The 16249-nt window shown below is 51.0% G+C and carries 12 protein-coding genes; 1 reads left to right on the top strand and 11 read right to left on the bottom strand.

All coding sequences use genetic code 11. The features are described 5' to 3' along the window. Positions 1-51 precede the first annotated feature (51 nt). The 3 genes from FP815_12395 to FP815_12385 all read right to left on the bottom strand — a co-directional run bounded on the left by FP815_12395 (position 52) and on the right by FP815_12385 (position 2295). Positions 52-357, bottom strand: a complete 306-nt coding sequence (locus FP815_12395; protein ID MBA3015727.1) for a type II toxin-antitoxin system RelE/ParE family toxin — start codon at positions 355-357, stop codon at positions 52-54. Between the two features lies 1 nt (position 358). Then, on the bottom strand, positions 359-628 hold the full coding sequence (locus tag FP815_12390; protein ID MBA3015726.1) for a type II toxin-antitoxin system Phd/YefM family antitoxin: 270 nt from the start codon (positions 626-628) through the stop codon (positions 359-361). A gap of 492 nt (positions 629-1120) precedes the next feature. Next, positions 1121-2295, bottom strand: a protein-coding gene (locus FP815_12385) for an IS3 family transposase (GenBank protein ID MBA3015725.1) whose coding sequence is annotated in 2 segments (ribosomal slippage) — positions 1121-2019 and positions 2019-2295 — 1176 coding nt in all. Because the reading frame shifts where the segments join, the coding sequence is not laid out codon by codon here. Between FP815_12385 and FP815_12380 the strand changes: the two genes are divergently transcribed. Further along, positions 2294-3037 carry a hypothetical protein gene (locus FP815_12380; GenBank protein ID MBA3015724.1) on the top strand — a complete coding sequence of 248 codons (744 nt, stop codon included), beginning with the start codon at positions 2294-2296 and terminating at the stop codon, positions 3035-3037. The two genes, FP815_12385 and FP815_12380, sit on opposite strands and share 2 nt — an antisense overlap. A gap of 322 nt (positions 3038-3359) precedes the next feature. Here FP815_12380 and FP815_12375 read toward each other — a convergent pair whose 3' ends face one another. From FP815_12375 to FP815_12340, 8 genes are all read right to left on the bottom strand, one after another. Next, positions 3360-4058: a transporter substrate-binding domain-containing protein gene (locus tag FP815_12375; protein ID MBA3015723.1), complete on the bottom strand. Its 699-nt coding sequence runs from the start codon at positions 4056-4058 to the stop codon at positions 3360-3362. Between the two features lie 50 nt (positions 4059-4108). Continuing rightward, positions 4109-6376, bottom strand: a complete 2268-nt coding sequence (locus FP815_12370) for a response regulator (GenBank protein MBA3015722.1) — start codon at positions 6374-6376, stop codon at positions 4109-4111. Positions 6377-7016: 640 nt separating this feature from the next. Continuing rightward, positions 7017-8900: a hypothetical protein gene (locus FP815_12365; GenBank protein MBA3015721.1), complete on the bottom strand. Its 1884-nt coding sequence runs from the start codon at positions 8898-8900 to the stop codon at positions 7017-7019. 129 nt (positions 8901-9029) lie between these two features. Further along, the gene (locus FP815_12360) at positions 9030-9599 is read right to left on the bottom strand and encodes a sulfotransferase family protein (protein MBA3015720.1); all 570 of its coding nucleotides are present in this window, start codon (positions 9597-9599) and stop codon (positions 9030-9032) included. A gap of 5 nt (positions 9600-9604) precedes the next feature. Next, positions 9605-10609 (bottom strand): phospholipase, encoded by a 1005-nt coding sequence (locus FP815_12355; GenBank protein MBA3015719.1) that lies wholly within the window; start codon positions 10607-10609, stop codon positions 9605-9607. A gap of 310 nt (positions 10610-10919) precedes the next feature. Beyond that, positions 10920-12491 (bottom strand): TolC family protein, encoded by a 1572-nt coding sequence (locus tag FP815_12350; GenBank protein ID MBA3015718.1) that lies wholly within the window; start codon positions 12489-12491, stop codon positions 10920-10922. After that, entirely contained in the window at positions 12491-14782 is a 2292-nt protein-coding gene (locus FP815_12345) for an HlyD family efflux transporter periplasmic adaptor subunit (protein MBA3015717.1), read from the bottom strand. The genes FP815_12350 and FP815_12345 overlap by 1 nt, the downstream gene beginning before the upstream one ends. Further along, on the bottom strand, positions 14779-16221 hold the full coding sequence (locus FP815_12340) for a tetratricopeptide repeat protein (protein MBA3015716.1): 1443 nt from the start codon (positions 16219-16221) through the stop codon (positions 14779-14781). The genes FP815_12345 and FP815_12340 overlap by 4 nt, the downstream gene beginning before the upstream one ends. Positions 16222-16249 lie beyond the last annotated feature (28 nt).

Here is a 16249-nt window from a genome sequence, read left to right as displayed (position 1 = left end):
GCTCTTGTATTCATACCGCGTAGCGACGTACTCAAATAAAAAGGGACAGCATCATGCGTTGGGCAGAACCATCAATCGTTCACTCCGCCAAACTCTCACAATTCGAATTTTATTGCGGTCACGCCGATAAACGATTCTAAAAGGCGGTCTAATCAATTCTCGAAGGTATTCCAAATCAAATTCGGGGACAATACGCCCCATGTCTGGTTGTTCCCCAAGTAACTCTACGTCGTTTATGATATTAACAACCATTTTTTCTCCAACGTGGGGAACTTGCCGCTCTCTGTAGTATTCAGTTACATCTCCCAAATCCCGAAGAGCTGAATTGGCAAACATAATTTCAATTTTATCGGACATCTTAGGAGATGTTAAAATGTTTCTTTATAGCTGCCAAGCTTACTTCACGGCCTTCTTCAAGATCAACCATTCCTTTGACAACTGCTTTCATGAAAGCTTGTTGCTCTATGCCTATTTCATAATCCTTTAGGGATTGGACAACAGCAACACCTCGACCTCGGCTGGTTAAAACAACCGGCCTATGTACTTCTTGCACCTGTTTGACTATTTTTCCAGGATTTAATTTGAGCATGCTGACAGGGACAATGTCTTCAGAAAATATGGTATTCATTTGGCCTCCATTTTGGTCTGTTTACAGGACTTATATAAGCACCTATTAACGGCACTGTCAAGCTAGGGAAAATATTCATGGGAGCTATTCCAGGACTGAATGTAACTTTTTTCATTTCCTGAATATATTGTTACCGATATAGAGGGGACTATCAAGGGGATAAATCTTAGTTCACTATTCTTCTTGATCAATGTGGCCAAGCGCCGTCCCGTACAAACTCCGCTACCGACAACGACTCCCGGCAACTGACTCACGATACGCCTTGTTTGATTTTTTTGGCTCCTTACTGTTTGACGTGGGTAGCGTAAAATAGAGGAAGCGGGCCACTCGCTCCATGAGTGAAATAATCTTTTCAGGACGCTTCATTGATTCAATGATTAGAAACCTTGCCCTGAGGGCAAGGTGCAGGTTCAGAGGCTATGCCCTCTGAACGACTCAATGGTACTCCTAAGAGAAAGTTGAGGTCGGTCGTCAATAGTGGACACGAAAACCCTACGCAGCTTTTTGCGTTTGATAAAACCGGCGCTCGTAAGCGGCCGGGGAAAGATAGCCAAGCTTCTTCTGCTTTCTCTGCCGGTTGTAAAAGATCTCAATGTACTCTTGGATATCCCGCATCGCCTCCTGCCGGGTCTGGTAACGCCGGTGGAAGGTCAGCTCGGTTTTCAGGGTGCCCCAGAAGCTTTCCATCGGAGCGTTGTCATAGCAGTCGCCTCGGCGGCTCATGGAGGACTGCATCTTGAATTGCTGCAATAGCTTACGGTATTCCCTTGAACAGTACTGGCTGCCACGGTCCGAGTGATGAATAAGACCGGCAGCAGGCCGTTTGACGGTCACCGCTCTAAACAGAGATTCGCTGACCAGATTCTTGGTCATCCGGTTGCTCATGGCGTAGCCGACGATTTCGCCGGTGCAGATATCCTTGTGTCCGGCCAGGTAAAGCCACCCTTCATCGGTGGGAATGTAGGTGATGTCCGTCAGCCAAACCCGATTGGGAGCCTTGGCCGCAAAATTCTGGGACAGCAAGTTTTTGGCCACCGGCAGGGAGTGATTGGAATTGGTCGTTGCTTTAAATTTTCTCTTCTGGAGGCAGCGGATGCCGAGTTCACGGCGCAATCTCTTGATCCGGCAAACCCCAACCCGCACCCCATGATCAGCCAAGTCCCCTTGCAAACGCTCAGCGCTGTAGCTCTCTCTGGTGCGGCGGTGGGCCGCCTTGATCTCTGTCGCCAACCTGGCGTCCTCCCGTTGTCGGCGCGACGGCGGCCGGGTGCGCCAGGCATGGTAACCGCTCAAAGATACCGCCAAAGCCTGGCCCAGCACTGGCAAGGGATAGGTGGGTCGCATGGCTTCCATCAGCGCGTACCGGGCAGCGACTCCTTGGCAAAATACGCGGTTGCTTTTTTTAAGATGTCACGCTCCATCCGGACCATAGCAAGCTCCTTCTTGGTCTTGGCCAATTCTATCTCTACCTCAGTCAGTGGGCGTCGATTCTTGCCAATATTGCCGAGCTTGCCCACCTTGGCTGCTCGCACCCAGGTCTCGAGAGTACTCTTCGGCAAGGAGAGCCGCTGGGCCGCTTCCCCGGCAGACAGGCCGCCCTCAAGCACCATCCGGGCGGCCTCTTCCCGGAACTCCTTTGTGTACCGGCCGTGCGGAATTTTTTCCATGGTGACACCTCCACTCTGGTTTATGAATCATCAGAGTTTTCGTGTCCATCATTTTCAGCCTACCTCAGGCAATGCATGGACCCACCCTGAAGACCTGAAAAGCTTTATCAACCCAAAAGGTGAGGGGAGACGAGGCGCATACGCCCCTCGAGTGGCGATGGATGATCAGGGCAATGCGGTTATTTTCTGGAAGCAGGGGGTTGGCAACAAGAATGTCATTTTCAAGAGTGAACGTATAGACGGCCAGTGGAGGCATCCCCAATCTTCTGATGATGCTGTTACCCCGACAGCCAGTATTGCAACTGATATCAATGATCTTTGCATGTCGAGCAACGGTGATGTTCTTCTGTTATGGACAGACTTCCAAGACCGAAGACACTCCCTGTACCTGAGTCAGTACCGGGAAGGGAAGTGGAGCCATCCCGGTGCGGATGATGCCTTGGTCGCAGATCCGCAGCAGTATCAGTTCGTGGTCTTCGGTAGCTGTGCTATGGCGGATAACGCAAAAGTGATTGCCGTTTGGATGGAGAGGGGTGATGACGCTTTCACCCGTCTTTCTTTTGCTGAAAACGATAATGGTCAGTGGGGGACTCCTGGCTCACAGCTGAATGTGGAAGACAAGCCGGCAAATAGTTTTGTGGTATCTGCATCAGCCAAGGGAAATTTCATCATTTCCTGGGTGCATAGTGACGGGAACGACACCAAAGTGTACTGCAGCGTGTACCGCACGAAGAAGCCGTAAATGTGGCTGCTTCCGTCTGATCGGATTTGCTGGATTTTTCTTGTCCTGTCACCGGGGGAGACATACTGTCGGGCATGATACACGGAAGGCATCGACACGCCACCAAGATTCAAAATTCTAATGGTGGCGATACGTTATCTTGAAAAGTCGAAGGGGGTGCTGAAAACGCTCCCAGGCGTTCTCGTCAATTTGCGATCTGCTCAGTAATTATCATCACCTCCATCAAAGGGGCTTTTGTGATTAATGGATGGTGGAGAAAAAACATTTATTAATGAGTCAGGTTGCGTAGCATGAGTCGAAGCCCAAACGAGGGGAAATAGACTCAATCTTTCCAATAGCCTTCCTTTTGCAAGGCCGTCAGGGCATTTTCTAGGCGGGGTATGATGTCCGCGTTTTTTTTGTTCAAGAGATGGTAGATCGGCGCTGTATAGGCAAAGGGCTGAAGCTTTCGGATGGGGGCGGCCCTGTCACCCAAGGATTTGATGATCGGCTCGGCGCTTTCTTCTGTGGTGAGAATCACGTCCACCCTATTATCGAGGAGAAGGTCGAAAAGGGCAGGGTAGGTCTGCACCACGGTTGCCTCAAGCCCCTTCATCTTGTCCTCAGTCCACCGTACCCCGAGGATATAGCCAACCCGGGACTTGGTGAGGATGGAGTCGTCATAGGCTGCAATATCATCACGGGTGGTGTACACGGCGCCGTTTAGGTCCATCACCTTGACGTTGAGGCGCACCAGATTCGAGTACTTCTCAACTGTCGAGGCTATCCGCCCCACATCGCCATCGATCGTGCCGTCGTTGGCGCTCATCAGAGCCCGGTTGTGAGGCAGAGCCACAAAGTTCGCCTTGAGTCCGGCCCGCTCGTAAACGACCTTTATCCGGTCTCGTACCAGCTCATGAAAAAGAGTCCCTGAGCTGTAACTGAGGGTATAGGTCTTATCCTCGCTCCAAGATGGGGAGACCACCGTCAGGGAAATAACACTCGTCGCAAGTATGGCAATACTGTGCCAGATCGTCTTCATGGTTTTCTCCTCCCTGCTGAATTAATCGATATTCCTCTTAACACGGCACACTAGTGCTTTGCCTGCGCCGTGGCCAACACCTCTCGTATCAAGGGTGCTATGCCTTTTTTTAGCATGGGCTTCATGGTAAATGCTTTGATGCCGGCCGCCTTGGCCGCGTGTTCATCGACTAGGCCGCTGAAGCCGGTGCATAAAATGATCGGGATATTAGGCCTCACCTGCAGCAGCCGCCGGGAGAGATCAATCCCCGTCAGCCCCGGCATGGTTTGGTCGGTGATCACCAGATCAAACTGCTCGGGATGGTTTTGAAAGGTTTGCAGTGCCTCCAGGCTGCTGGTGCGCCCGGTGACTGAATATCCTAAACGCTCAAGAAACTCTTTGCCGTAGGAAACAAGAAACTCCTCGTCGTCAACCAGGAGAATGCGCTCGCTACCCACTGGTAAATCCGCAGTCTTTTTTCCCTCGACAATATCCCCCTGTCTGGCCGCCGGGAAATAGACCTTGAAAGTGCTGCCCTGTCCCACGGCGCTTTCAACGGTGATCAGGCCGCCACAGCTTTGCACGATACCGTGGACGATGGCCAGGCCCATGCCCGTGCCCTTACCCACCCCTTTGGTAGTAAAATAGGGCTCGAATATTCTACTCTGAACCTCAGGCGAGATGCCGTGCCCGGTATCCTGCACCGAGAGCTCCACATAGGCATCGGCACCAGCAGGCAGGTCAGCGGGCAGGGGATCGACGCCGACCTGTCTATTTCGTAAGGAAACGGTCAAGCGGCCGCCGGTGCTTTCCATGGCGTGCATGGCATTGGTGCAGAGATTTATCATAATTTGATGGAACTGAGTTGGGTCGGCCAGGATCAACCCGCACTTGTTGGGGTCGATATCCTGTTGCACGTCGATGGTGGTGGGGATAGTGGCTCGGAGGAGTTTGAGAGCCTCCTTGGCGATGTTGGCTGGCTGGAAAAGGATGGCCTCCATCTTACTCTGCCGGCTGAAGGCGAGGATCTGCTGAACGAGGTCTTTGGCACGTAGGGTGGATAGCAGTACCTTTTCCAAATCAGCGGCCTGCCTTGAGTTAGGCGGGGCGCTATCCTGGGCGAGTTCGGTGTAGCCGATGATGGCGGCCAGGATATTGTTGAAGTCATGGGCGATACCACCGGCCAGGGTGCCGATGGCCTCCATCTTCTGGGCTTGATTGAGTCTCTCTTCCAGGTGCCGCTTTTCCTCCTCGTAGTTCTTGATGTCCGTAATATTGCGCGAGATGCCAATGAGCCCGACAACCTGCCCTTGTTCGTCCATCCATGGGCTCTTGTTTGTCAGCCACACGGTATGACCGTAGGCAGTCTCAAGCCTTTCCTCGGCGAGCACTGTTTTCCCTTCGCGAAGCACGGTTGAATCGTTGCCGTCTATCTCCTGGGCCGAGCTTGATGGAAACAATTCGGAATCGTTTCTGCCGATGATCTCTTCGTGCGGCTTGCCGATCGTCTCGCAAGTAGCCCGATTGGCAAGCAGGTAGCGCCCCTGCTTGTCCTTGGCAAAAATGCAATCCGTGGTGCCATCCATCACCGATTGGAGCAGCAGGCTGTTCTCCCGTATCTGTTCCTTGGCCCGGCTGAGGTTGATGAAATCCTGAGACAATCTCTCCTGCATGGAGTTCAAGGCTGAGACGACATAGTCAAGCTCGTCTGGGGATGTCCCCTTTTCCCCCGCTCTGTCCAGGGTGAAAATGATCTCTTGGCCAGCGGTAACGACTTGGGCGTTGTCTGCCAATTTGACAAGATGCTTGGTTATCAATTTTTGAATCACAAAAAGTGCAAAAAAAGCGACAAGGAAGGTTTTTAGCCCATTGCCCAAGAGGATCATGACCCCCTTGCGCACTAGCCGCCCGTATACAGTGTCAAGACTTGCAACAACCTCAAGGGTGCCAATGGGGGTCATCTTGCCGGCGGAGAGATATTCGAGCGGGACTGTCTCTCGAATTTGCCGCTTTGATGAAATGGTGCCGCTGTGCCATTCCTCCTTGCCCTTGACGGTGACGCCGAGGAATTCGATGTCTTGAAATTTGACCAAGCTGTCCAGGATGAGTTGAGTCGCTTTGGGGTCATAGACCCAAATGGAATGATTCAGGGCTGGAAGGTGATTTTGACTGATATACCCTATCTCGATGTGAATCTGGCCGACATCGTGCCGATAGTCTACATAGAGTTGAGCGATAGTTATGAGCAGGGTGATAAGGGAGCTGAACAGAATGATTGAGAGAGTCAGCCTCCTGGCAATCGGGCTTTTTCCAAAAACTTTCAGGATACCATTTTCCATGCGAATACCCCTTCACCTTTTTGTGAACTTTGCAAACTCTCTCACTACGAAAGGACCTGTCTATTAAATTTCAAGTGACGCCGGTCTCCTTCGGTGTGGTAGTGGCGCCGAAATGATTCGTGCAATAAGTTTTTGTGCCTCAATGGGTTACGGTACTAATTTCTCCTGAATAACTTTCATGTTATCAAGCAAAGCTTGTGAGAGTCAAGCATTAAGCCTTCAGCACAAAGCCTTCTTGGTCAGGATTGCGTCAAATATCATGGTTCTCAATAGACGCGCTTTGCTTTCCGTGACAAATTTCGATTGTTGTACTGTCAGGACTCGATGTCAATTAAGGGGTAGGTCGCTTGATCAGGAGTTAATTTTTTTAGAGTGCGATGTGTTGATCAGCAATCTCAAATATTCCTGCATTGGTACCAAGTTATGGTAACTACTGTGATGCTTGAAAAATTGAAGGGGTGCTCACAAAATTTTCTGGCACCCCCTTCTTGTTTTTATGATGAGTCGGTAGACATCTTGAAAGGTCGAAAGAATGACGGGATCAAGATAACTATTGAGCTCTGATTCAGGCGCATCAGAGATAGCTATCTGACATCTTTACTTTCTGCCTACCTACGGAATTTGAGCTTACTACTGTTTATCAATTAACCCACTCCAAACAGTGAGGAGCCACGGTAATTCCTCGCCGTTTTGCCTCATCCTTCATGGCGGGGATATTGAGGATCTCGGCCAGCAAGGTATCTGAAATCAGGTCCCAGACATTGGTCGGCAGTTCCACCTGCACCTCAGGATCGCTGTCATTAGGGTCCTTAAACATAAAGAGCAGGCGCGTTATTCCAGATGAAGCATACTCCGGTCCGGCTGCCCAACCGTCACCATCCCAGTCTATATAGGGATCGTGGAGGATAACCTCTTCCAAATCCACCGGCTGAGCAGCAATCCCCAACAGTTCGTTAAGTTGTTCGATGATCAGATTGGCGATAAGCGCTTGGCTGGTATAGCCGGGATGGACCCCGTCCAAGGAAAAACCATTGCCCCGCACCCATTTTCGGGAAAATGTCCGCCCACCCACAGTGATAACCCGCTGGCCAAGAAAGGTCTCATTAAGAAAAGCCCCCACATCCGCAAGCTGCACCGTTGGCGCATGAGCCGCAGCCACGGCACGGATCGCCTCATTGAAGGTGTCAATGCGGGTCATGATAAACAGCTGTTCCTCTTCGGAAAGCACTAGACCGTCTCGTTGCCGACCATCTATCTCAAGAACCCGGTTAACCTCCTCCACCGTGTGACCGGCGCTGAGATAGGCGCACATCATGCCGAAGGTAAGCAGTGAGATCCTGTCTCCCTGCAGGGGATTGATAATTGGACTATCCGGCGGCGCCACTCGTACAAACGTAGGCGGCACGGAGTATGTAGGATCGATCTTGCTCAGATAGAACTCAAGATCCTCCGAGTCCATCAAATAGCCAACGGCGCTGTAATACGGTAGGGTTACTGCCAGCACCGTGTTTTCCGCAGACGCACCAACCGTCTCGGCAAGAAACCTGCTCAGCGCCTTTTCGTATTGAGCGGAAAAATCGTCAGCATCAGTAAGGTTGCGTTCAATGGCTTCTTGAGTGTATGGGGCAAAGGAGATAGCGCCTTGGCGCTCGCCAATCGCAAGCAAGAGTCGGAGGCCGGGTTTAAGCTCATCTTTCACCACATCGAAAGGGATTGGCTGAAACTGAGGATTGCTGCCGCCTCCGCCCAAGGTCGCAAGACTGCTGTCATTGTTCCCTTCCCAGAACACCGTCACCGTCCGTTCCGCCCGGGCTAGTCTGGCGCCGTTGTTCATCAACCATATAGCCGCATCGAGTTGAGACGTCGGCTTCCGGGTAAAGAGATTAATGGGATAGATTACCTTGTCATAGTTATCTTTCAAAAAGACAGGCAACAGGCGGTCGGCAACAAGGTCGCGGCTGAGAAGGTTGTCAATGGCACCTACCCGCTTATAGTACTCCAACCCTTCCAGTGAAAAGATATCGTCACCGTCAACCGCTACATTAGTAGGGATAAGGAACGGGTTAATCCGCTTCTCCTGCTCATTGAAATAGGGCTGTGAAAACAGCAAGGGGATCTCCGCCGCCAGAGAATCAGCGACCTTCTGCAGATAGGCGTTCGAGGTGTTAATCTGGTTATTGGTGGCATCCATAGTGCCATGGGTCAGGCTATCACCAATGCCGATAAGGCCAGTTCGCGGCCCAGAGCTGTTTATCCCGGCAGATGTGTCTTCAGGTGTTTGCAGTCGTAAGCGGGGAATATATTGACCGGTTCCGGTGCGTTGGCTTGCCGATTCCGTGGCTGAAAGAGTCAAGAAAGCCCGGCTTTCATCCGACTGCACTCTGTGTAGGGCAGCCAGAGGCTCGATGCTAGGGATGAGGCACCATACTGACAATGACAGGGCTGTCACCAGAATCCCTCTCGCCGATATCCCCTGAACTCCCGCTCGATCCTGTCTCTTTTGCTCCTGAACTCCACTTCGCATGGCATGACCTCCAAGTTTTAAGTTGTCTTATCTTGGACCTCCTTCAAACGCCTAAAAAAGGTCCCAGGAGAATAGGTTTGCGCTGTTGAAGCCAGGAGGGGAGATCAATTATTACCGCCCTCTAGCAGATCAGGCTCTTTTGCGGTAGAGAGCGGCATCCACCACCGACACCATCTGGGCAATATCCAAAGGCTGGGTGAGAAAAGTAGCAACATCATCAGCTGCCTGCCGAGGATCGCGAACGACTTCGCTGAAGGAAAGAAACTGCGTTGTAACATTAGCTTGTGTCGCTAGCCAGCCCCGGATCTTATCGAGATGCTGGGAGTAAAATACTGTCATCTTGTCGTCGGTGGCTGCCGGTTGCCGACCGCTCCTCTCAAGCATCTTGTTCTGGGAGGCAAGAATTTCAGGTAGAGCCCTCTCCATGAAGATGACCCGATATTGAAACTGGGACGGCAAACAGGGAAGCAGCGCCGAAACAACCTTTACCACTTTGCCACGGGCCTCACCCATCCAGGAACTGTCATCCTTAAGCCGTTTAACCCGATCATCCTCCCAATAGCCCCGAGGGTTGTCCTCGTCAGCCTGACGAAGCTCATCCTTAAGTGGCGCAATTCCTCCGGCAGAGAGCATGGACATCATCATCGATGTGCCCGATCGTGGCAGACCGGATACTACAACTATTTCATCAGCAATCATGAGTTCTATTGTGTCCGTATTTTAGGATGACTCTTGAAAAATTCCCAAATGGTCTGGCAGGCGTCCAAATTCCGACTCTTCTTGCCAACCAGTTTATCCACCATCAACTTCATAAGCGGTCCGCGTTTATCCTCAAAGGCTGGCCAGGTATGACCTCCGCCCTTTACCGTATAGAGGACCACCTCGGCGCTCGCCCCCCCACCCTGATAGACGGACCGAGTTATCCTGGTACCATCCTCAGGATTCTTGTCCGGCAGATCAATCACCTTCGGCTGAGAATTAAGCTTATTGTGATTAACCCAGAACTGTAAGGTCTTTTCCACCGGGATCACTGACCCGGTCTCCTTCTTGCCGAACTTCACCACACCACCTTTCCAACGCACCAAGGGATCTTCGGAACCGTTAATCATCAGTACGGAAAGGGGCTGCTTTGGATGCATGAGCGGGAGAAGATTATCTGGAATAGAGGCGATAACCGTGGCGATGGCAGCCACTTTATCCGAGAACTGCGCCCCCACATAATTGGCCATCATCCCGCCGTTGGAAGCGCCGGCAACATAGATACGATCACGGTCCACCGGGTAATTGGATACAAGATAATCAATAAGCACCCCAATAAATCCGACATCATCAACATTATCCCGCTGGGCGGCAAAATCCTTGACGCCACGTTTGTCGTTCCATTGCCCTTCAATGCCTTCTGGGTAGATGAGAAGAAACTGGTCCCGATCAGCAAGACGCTCAAAACCATTATTTGTGTAGGTGGGCCATTTCTTGGCGTCGCCGCCACCGCCATGAAGCGCGATAACCAGAGGATGACTGACGCTGGGATTGTATCGTACGGGGAGATAGAGCGCAAAAGTACGGGTAAGTCCGCCATGCTGTAATTTGTGCATAGCAGTGGTCCCAGACCGTTGGGCGCTATCAGCAGCAGAAGGGGCGGGCGGCACACAGCCGTTCATAAAAAAAATACCCAGGGTCAAAAGACAAGAGATGCATAATAGCTTCATTTTATTCCTCAGGATTGATGGCGTCGCAAAAAGTCCGATCTACTGCGTCCCCGTCCAACACCAGCGGGGATTGAACTGAATTGCGTGGCGGTTTTGCTCGTTCGGCATACCATATGTATGGCCTCACTCACAAAACACACCCAGCGCCTCGGAGTCTCTCTTCGATCGCTTACCTGTATATCGCACCTTTCGGAGTCTCGCAGGCTCGCTTACCTGCTTAGCCATCCCCGGACTTTTTTGCGAGATTGTCAAGATTGACATCCCAGAAATACCGCACTATTGCAAAAAGCCATCTTTTCTAAGCAACGGGTTATTCAGAGACCATAGCGCACAATCTGCTGTCAGATGTTTCCGAGAGTGGCCTCCCGGACATTGATGAAACGGATGCCCTGCCCCAACTAAAATCAGATGTTGTTGTTAAGTCAAGCGCCAGCCGACTAGGACTGATCGACACCTCTTTCTTCCCCTCTTGCCAAGTCCCGTGCTTCTCCTTGGAAAATTTTTCTTTGATAAGATCTTGATTAAAAACACCAAGCACTTTTTCCAGTTTAAGTAATGCCATCTGATAATTGTAGATCTCACTATCCAACTGAGTCCTGGCGTTGTTTAAAGCGGCAAAAGCCTGATCATTTTCAAGGGATGTGGCAGCGCCAAACTCATAGCGGGCAGAGATAATCTGATGATTTTTTTTCGCCGCCTCCACCTGCTGACGGATATTATCAAGAGTCGCCTCCTGAACATTAATCATCAGAAGGCTCTCCTCCACCTCAAGCCGAATGTCTTTTGTAAGATTGGTATATGCCGAGCGAACCTGCTCCTGCGTGATCGTTTTTTCCCGTACCTCCTGGGTCCGGGCTCCTCCTTCAAAAAGAGGCACGGAAAGCTTGACCGAGGCTGCCCAAAATTCCTGATCCATTGAAGGAGGCTCCTCATTATACCAGAAATATTTCCACTCCGCGTCCATGACCGGATAATTCTTGCTCTTCGAAATATCCAAATCATCGCGCGCCAGCTCAATGTTGATCTTGGCAACTTTAAGATCAAAGCGGTTAGCATAGGCAATCTCCAACAGGGCGTCAAAATCATCCTGACGGGGAACACGTAACGTTGGATCCACGATATCATCCACAGCATTTTCCTGACCAGTGAATCGCCCAAGAACATCTTTGGCGAACTTCAGTCGTTGCCGGGCAATAATAAGTTGACGCTCAGCGCGACTCACATTGAGTTGAGCAAGATGTACCGCGTCCTCGGTTAATTTTCCGGCATTAACTTTGGAATGGGCATTATCCAATCCATTTTGTGCAACTACGATCATTTCCTCCGAGGTCTTAATCAGAGCCTTGGCGGTAACACCTTCATAATAGACTGTTGCCACATCAAAAAAAATACCTTGGATGGTCTCAAAAAGGCTTTCGCGACTGTGCTCAATCTTATGAGCAGCTGCCTTCCTAAGGGGAAAAAACTCTCCTCTATAGATAGATTGCCGCAGGGTAAAAGTAGCGCCCACTTGATCTTCAAGAGCGACCACGGTAGGACCTACCATGATGTCTTGGTCGATAAACGGAGGTGCCGAGAGATGAGACCGAGTGGTTTTGGTCATTTCATCGTCAAGCAGCACATAAGAGCCGTCAATACTAGCGTGAGGAAGCATGATACTCAGCGCCTTTTTCGGCAGCAGTTCACTTTTCTTCACCTCTTGCCCGGCAATGCCAATACGTTCATGGGTAATAAGTGCCAAACGATAGGCCTCTTCCAGAGAAAGCGCCTCCGCTTGCACACCAGAGCTGCCGAAGACCAAGGTTAAACCCAGAATAATCGCAATTGTCTGCCTGTAGATTGGACACTGTAACATAGATACTCCTCGGGGTATAAGTTTCATCAAGGAATCCAGGACCAGACCTCGACAAAAAGAAAGCGCATGAACCAACGAGTAAAGGCAACCCCCACCGGTCGTGGGGCACTTTCGATTTTTGCCCACCCTGTCATGTCAGTTTTGATAATAGCATCTTCAGGAAGATCAAGGGCACAGAGCAGGCGGACAGCCTTGCCCTGATCACGAAGTATTTCTCGTTGTTCAAAAGTCTCCTCCTTCAACGACAACGCCCGTCGTACCCTTTTAAGACTCTTGTCATAAGCCACCGGGGCGATCTCTTCCACCTTACCCTGAAAATTAACTAGAGGATCAGACCATGCCCTGAAGGTTATTTCCGAACCTGTTGTGACATCACTGATATCATCCTCTGAAATTTCAACTTCGGCCCGGACGAAACTGGTATCCTCGATCACCAGCAACAGATCACCCTCCATCAGACGTTGTCCTCTGATCTGTTGGATATTTGGGGTAATCACCCGTCCATCAATCGGACTGAGCACGGAGGTTAAGACAAGATCCTGCTTGGCATGAGCAAGGAGAACTTCCTGTAGGCGCAATTCCGCTTCCAACGCCTGAATTTCAGAGCTGCGCGGACCGCTTTTCTGAAGAATGAGGTTGCGCCGGGCAAGCTCCAGACGTTCAAGATCAAGATCTCGAGTGCGCATAATATTCTCTCGGTCCTCGGCAGAAACGGCTCTATTCTTAAACATGTCCTCATATCGCCGAGCTTGGGCGGAACTGTAATCAAAACTTTTAGTCGCGGAGTTTACCTGCTGTTCGGCAAGGGCGATCTCCTCAGGTTTTTTTCCTTCCTTTAAAAGATTCAGACGGGCCTGAAGGTCATCTACCGATGCTTGTGTCGCCTCCACCTTCATCCGATAATCGCGTTCACGGATCTTGGCAATCAACTCACCGGCCTTAACCACTTGCCCCTCACCAACAAGGACAGTTTCGATTTCTCCCTCCACCTGAGCGCGGACACCATACTGAGTGGCTGGCACAATACGAAAGTTGCCTCCAACTTCGTACGGATACGGCAGAAAACAGACCAAAACTATTCCCATCAAGCAAATGATCCAAACCAGACGGGACAGCCAAACCCTGCCAACCTGATTACCGAATCGAGGCAAGGGGATGAGTGATCGCAACTTACGAAACTGTTCAGCAAGGAATGGCTCGAAGCGAAGAACTAAAATAACCATAAAGAGCAGCGCTCCGATGCCCTTGAGCCTGGTCATCAGTTGATACCCCGCAATCCCCATCAGAATATAGAGCAGACCATACTGCACGATGTAAAAAAGGCCTCCAAACCATTTGAATCTCATTTGTTCCTGGCGAGAAAGTGGCTCCGGCAAGGGACGACGTAATACCCACGACTTAACCAAGGCCCGGGCACGGTCCCAAAGATTCCCATCCTCAAGATAGGTAGCCAGTAAAAAATACCCGTCTTTTTGGATAAAAGGCAGGGCATTAAAGAAAAGATTCGCTGTAGCGGCAAGAGTAAAGATAACGAAAAAAGTTTGGAGTGGCGTTGCAGGATCCACGTTATTCCAAAAAAGAAGTCCGACACTTACCAGAAATATCTGAACAATGAGCCCGGCTCGAAGAACCCGCATCCGCGCTGCTTTATCCATCACCCAGAACACCTCACTGACATTGACAAAAAAATGCGGTACCACCCGAAAAACCCAGGAGAAACAAAACTCGTAGACATGACCTCCATTAACTCGACAAGACAGGGCCTTGGCAGTTTCAGATAAGGGATTGATGAACAGTATCCAATAGAGGGGAATAGCTAAGACCAACTCTTCTTTAGGAATGAAGCGAAGCCCGAATATAAAATCGCTACCGTGCCGCATTGCCACCCCTAAGGCGAAAAAGGCGAGCATTCCGACAACTGCGAGTCCAACCCAAGAGAAGCACCAGCTAAACAAGGAGGCAAAAACCCCGAGAAACCGGTCAGGATTACAGAGACGGTAATGCATCCCCTGATCATGGGCAGCGACAGTCTCCTCCCCAGTGGGCCGTTTGAGAAGGCCCAGCGCTCCAAGGTAGCGGACAAAGGCCTCCAGTGATTCAGTGGCGATAACCACTCCAAAACTGGCAGCAAAGGCCTCTCTAACCGCAGGCAACTGCTGGACACCATCGAAACGCTCACAGAGAAAATGCTCTTCCGCTCCGAAATCGAAAACTTCAGTGCTGATAGGGTCCTTGAGCAGGTAGCGGCAGCGTCCCTCCTCGTCGTGGCGCGGGATGATCTGCAGATCTTCACGCAGTGTCGGCCGTAATGGTATCACGAATCTCCTCCTGAGTCATTTGTCGTATCAATAAGATACCGCTCCCATGCATCACTTTTTTGAACAAGTGACACACCGTAACGAAACGGACCCTTAGGCTTTCCATTTTCCTGACGGACTACCTTGCCGCGAGCTGATATCTTGCGACCCTCCACATCAAGATCAGTAATAATCTCAATCTCGCTTTCCATCACCATCTCCTCCGGAGTCTCCACCAGAAACCCTTTATTCGAGATGTTGACCAAGGTGGCCCCTACGTAGCTTCCCGCTTGCTCCCGCAAGTCAACCGGCATGGCAAGGGCCAAACGATCTTCGCGGCGGCGTTCGTCCTGTTCGAGATGCCTGGGGGTTTTCAGTTCTGAGGTGATAGCCGCCGGGATGATCAGGTTTTTCTCCATCCCGAGTCGCTCCCGATATTCAAGGATAGCTTCCATGGGACGGTTCTCACTGAGCAAGGCATCGCCTTCGCTACTTACGATATCGATATGACCTAAAGCGCGACGATACCGGTCAACCGACTCCTCCCAACGACCCAAGGCAAGGAGGGCATCGCCGGAATCAGCCACAGCGCGGGCAAGATTAGGGTTGCAAATCACTGCCGCTTCGTACTGTTGCAGGGCAAGGTTGAAATTCCCAAGGGCAAAATAGATGTTGCCCAAGCGATGGTGCGCCTTGGCATATCGAGGTTTAATCGTAAGAGAGAGCCGAAATTCCAGTAAGGCGGTGGGATATTCACCCATCTGTAAATATAGTTCTCCCAGCCGGTAATGCGGTTCCGCCTGTTTCTGATTCAGCTTAAGCGCTTCCCGATAGTGGGATACGGCAACGGCAAACTGGCCACGGTTCATGGCAATATCTCCCAACAGCAGATGGGACTTGGGAAACCCTGGGCTAATCCGCAATACAGTTTCCAAGGTCGCTGTCGCGTCCTCATCCTGCTTGGCCTTCACCAGAGCGTTGGCCAGACCATAATAACTCATCGCCATCTGCGGGTTGTAATGTATCGCCTGCCGAAATGCCTGGATAGCCTGCTCAATCTCACCAAGAGCCAAATACAATTCTCCCAGACGGTGATAATCAAGAGCATTTTCAGGATCAAGAGCAAGAGCTGCGTGCCGTTCGCGCACAGCCTCGCGGTAACGCTGAGTTTCAGTGAAAACATAACTTCGCAAGCGGTGCGCTTCCGTAAGTTTGTCATCACTATCGAGCGCTGCAGCCGAAGAGGCAAGCGCCTCTTGGTAGCGGCCAAGATCGGTATAAATTCCGGCCAAGACAAAATGCGCCAGAGCGTAGCGACTATTCCAACAAAGCACACCCTCGCACTCAACAATGGCTGCCTGGGCGTCCCCCTTTTCCACATGGGCGATGGCGAGAGCTAACTTGGCCTGAGGCCCGTTGCCCAATCGTTTGATGCGGGGGAAAAATTCTGTCTCTTCCATCTGTTTACCAAAACCTCGTTTCAACAGA

The sequence above is a fragment of the Desulfobulbaceae bacterium genome (genome assembly GCA_013792005.1).
GTDB lineage: Bacteria > Desulfobacterota > Desulfobulbia > Desulfobulbales > VMSU01 > VMSU01.
This window is presented reverse-complemented; position numbering and strand designations above follow the sequence as displayed.

Bases quoted from the DNA above. Each gene is read 5' to 3' on its own strand.
- FP815_12395 (MBA3015727.1), bottom strand. From the start codon at position 357: ATGTCCGATAAAATTGAAATTATGTTTGCCAATTCAGCTCTTCGGGAT.
- FP815_12390 (MBA3015726.1), bottom strand. From the start codon at position 628: ATGAATACCATATTTTCTGAAGACATTGTCCCTGTCAGCATGCTCAAA.
- FP815_12380 (MBA3015724.1), top strand. From the start codon at position 2,294: ATGGTGACACCTCCACTCTGGTTTATGAATCATCAGAGTTTTCGTGTC.
- FP815_12375 (MBA3015723.1), bottom strand. From the start codon at position 4,058: ATGAAGACGATCTGGCACAGTATTGCCATACTTGCGACGAGTGTTATT.
- FP815_12370 (MBA3015722.1), bottom strand. From the start codon at position 6,376: ATGGAAAATGGTATCCTGAAAGTTTTTGGAAAAAGCCCGATTGCCAGG.
- FP815_12365 (MBA3015721.1), bottom strand. From the start codon at position 8,900: ATGCGAAGTGGAGTTCAGGAGCAAAAGAGACAGGATCGAGCGGGAGTT.
- FP815_12360 (MBA3015720.1), bottom strand. From the start codon at position 9,599: ATGATTGCTGATGAAATAGTTGTAGTATCCGGTCTGCCACGATCGGGC.
- FP815_12355 (MBA3015719.1), bottom strand. From the start codon at position 10,609: ATGAAGCTATTATGCATCTCTTGTCTTTTGACCCTGGGTATTTTTTTT.
- FP815_12350 (MBA3015718.1), bottom strand. From the start codon at position 12,491: ATGAAACTTATACCCCGAGGAGTATCTATGTTACAGTGTCCAATCTAC.
- FP815_12340 (MBA3015716.1), bottom strand. From the start codon at position 16,221: ATGGAAGAGACAGAATTTTTCCCCCGCATCAAACGATTGGGCAACGGG.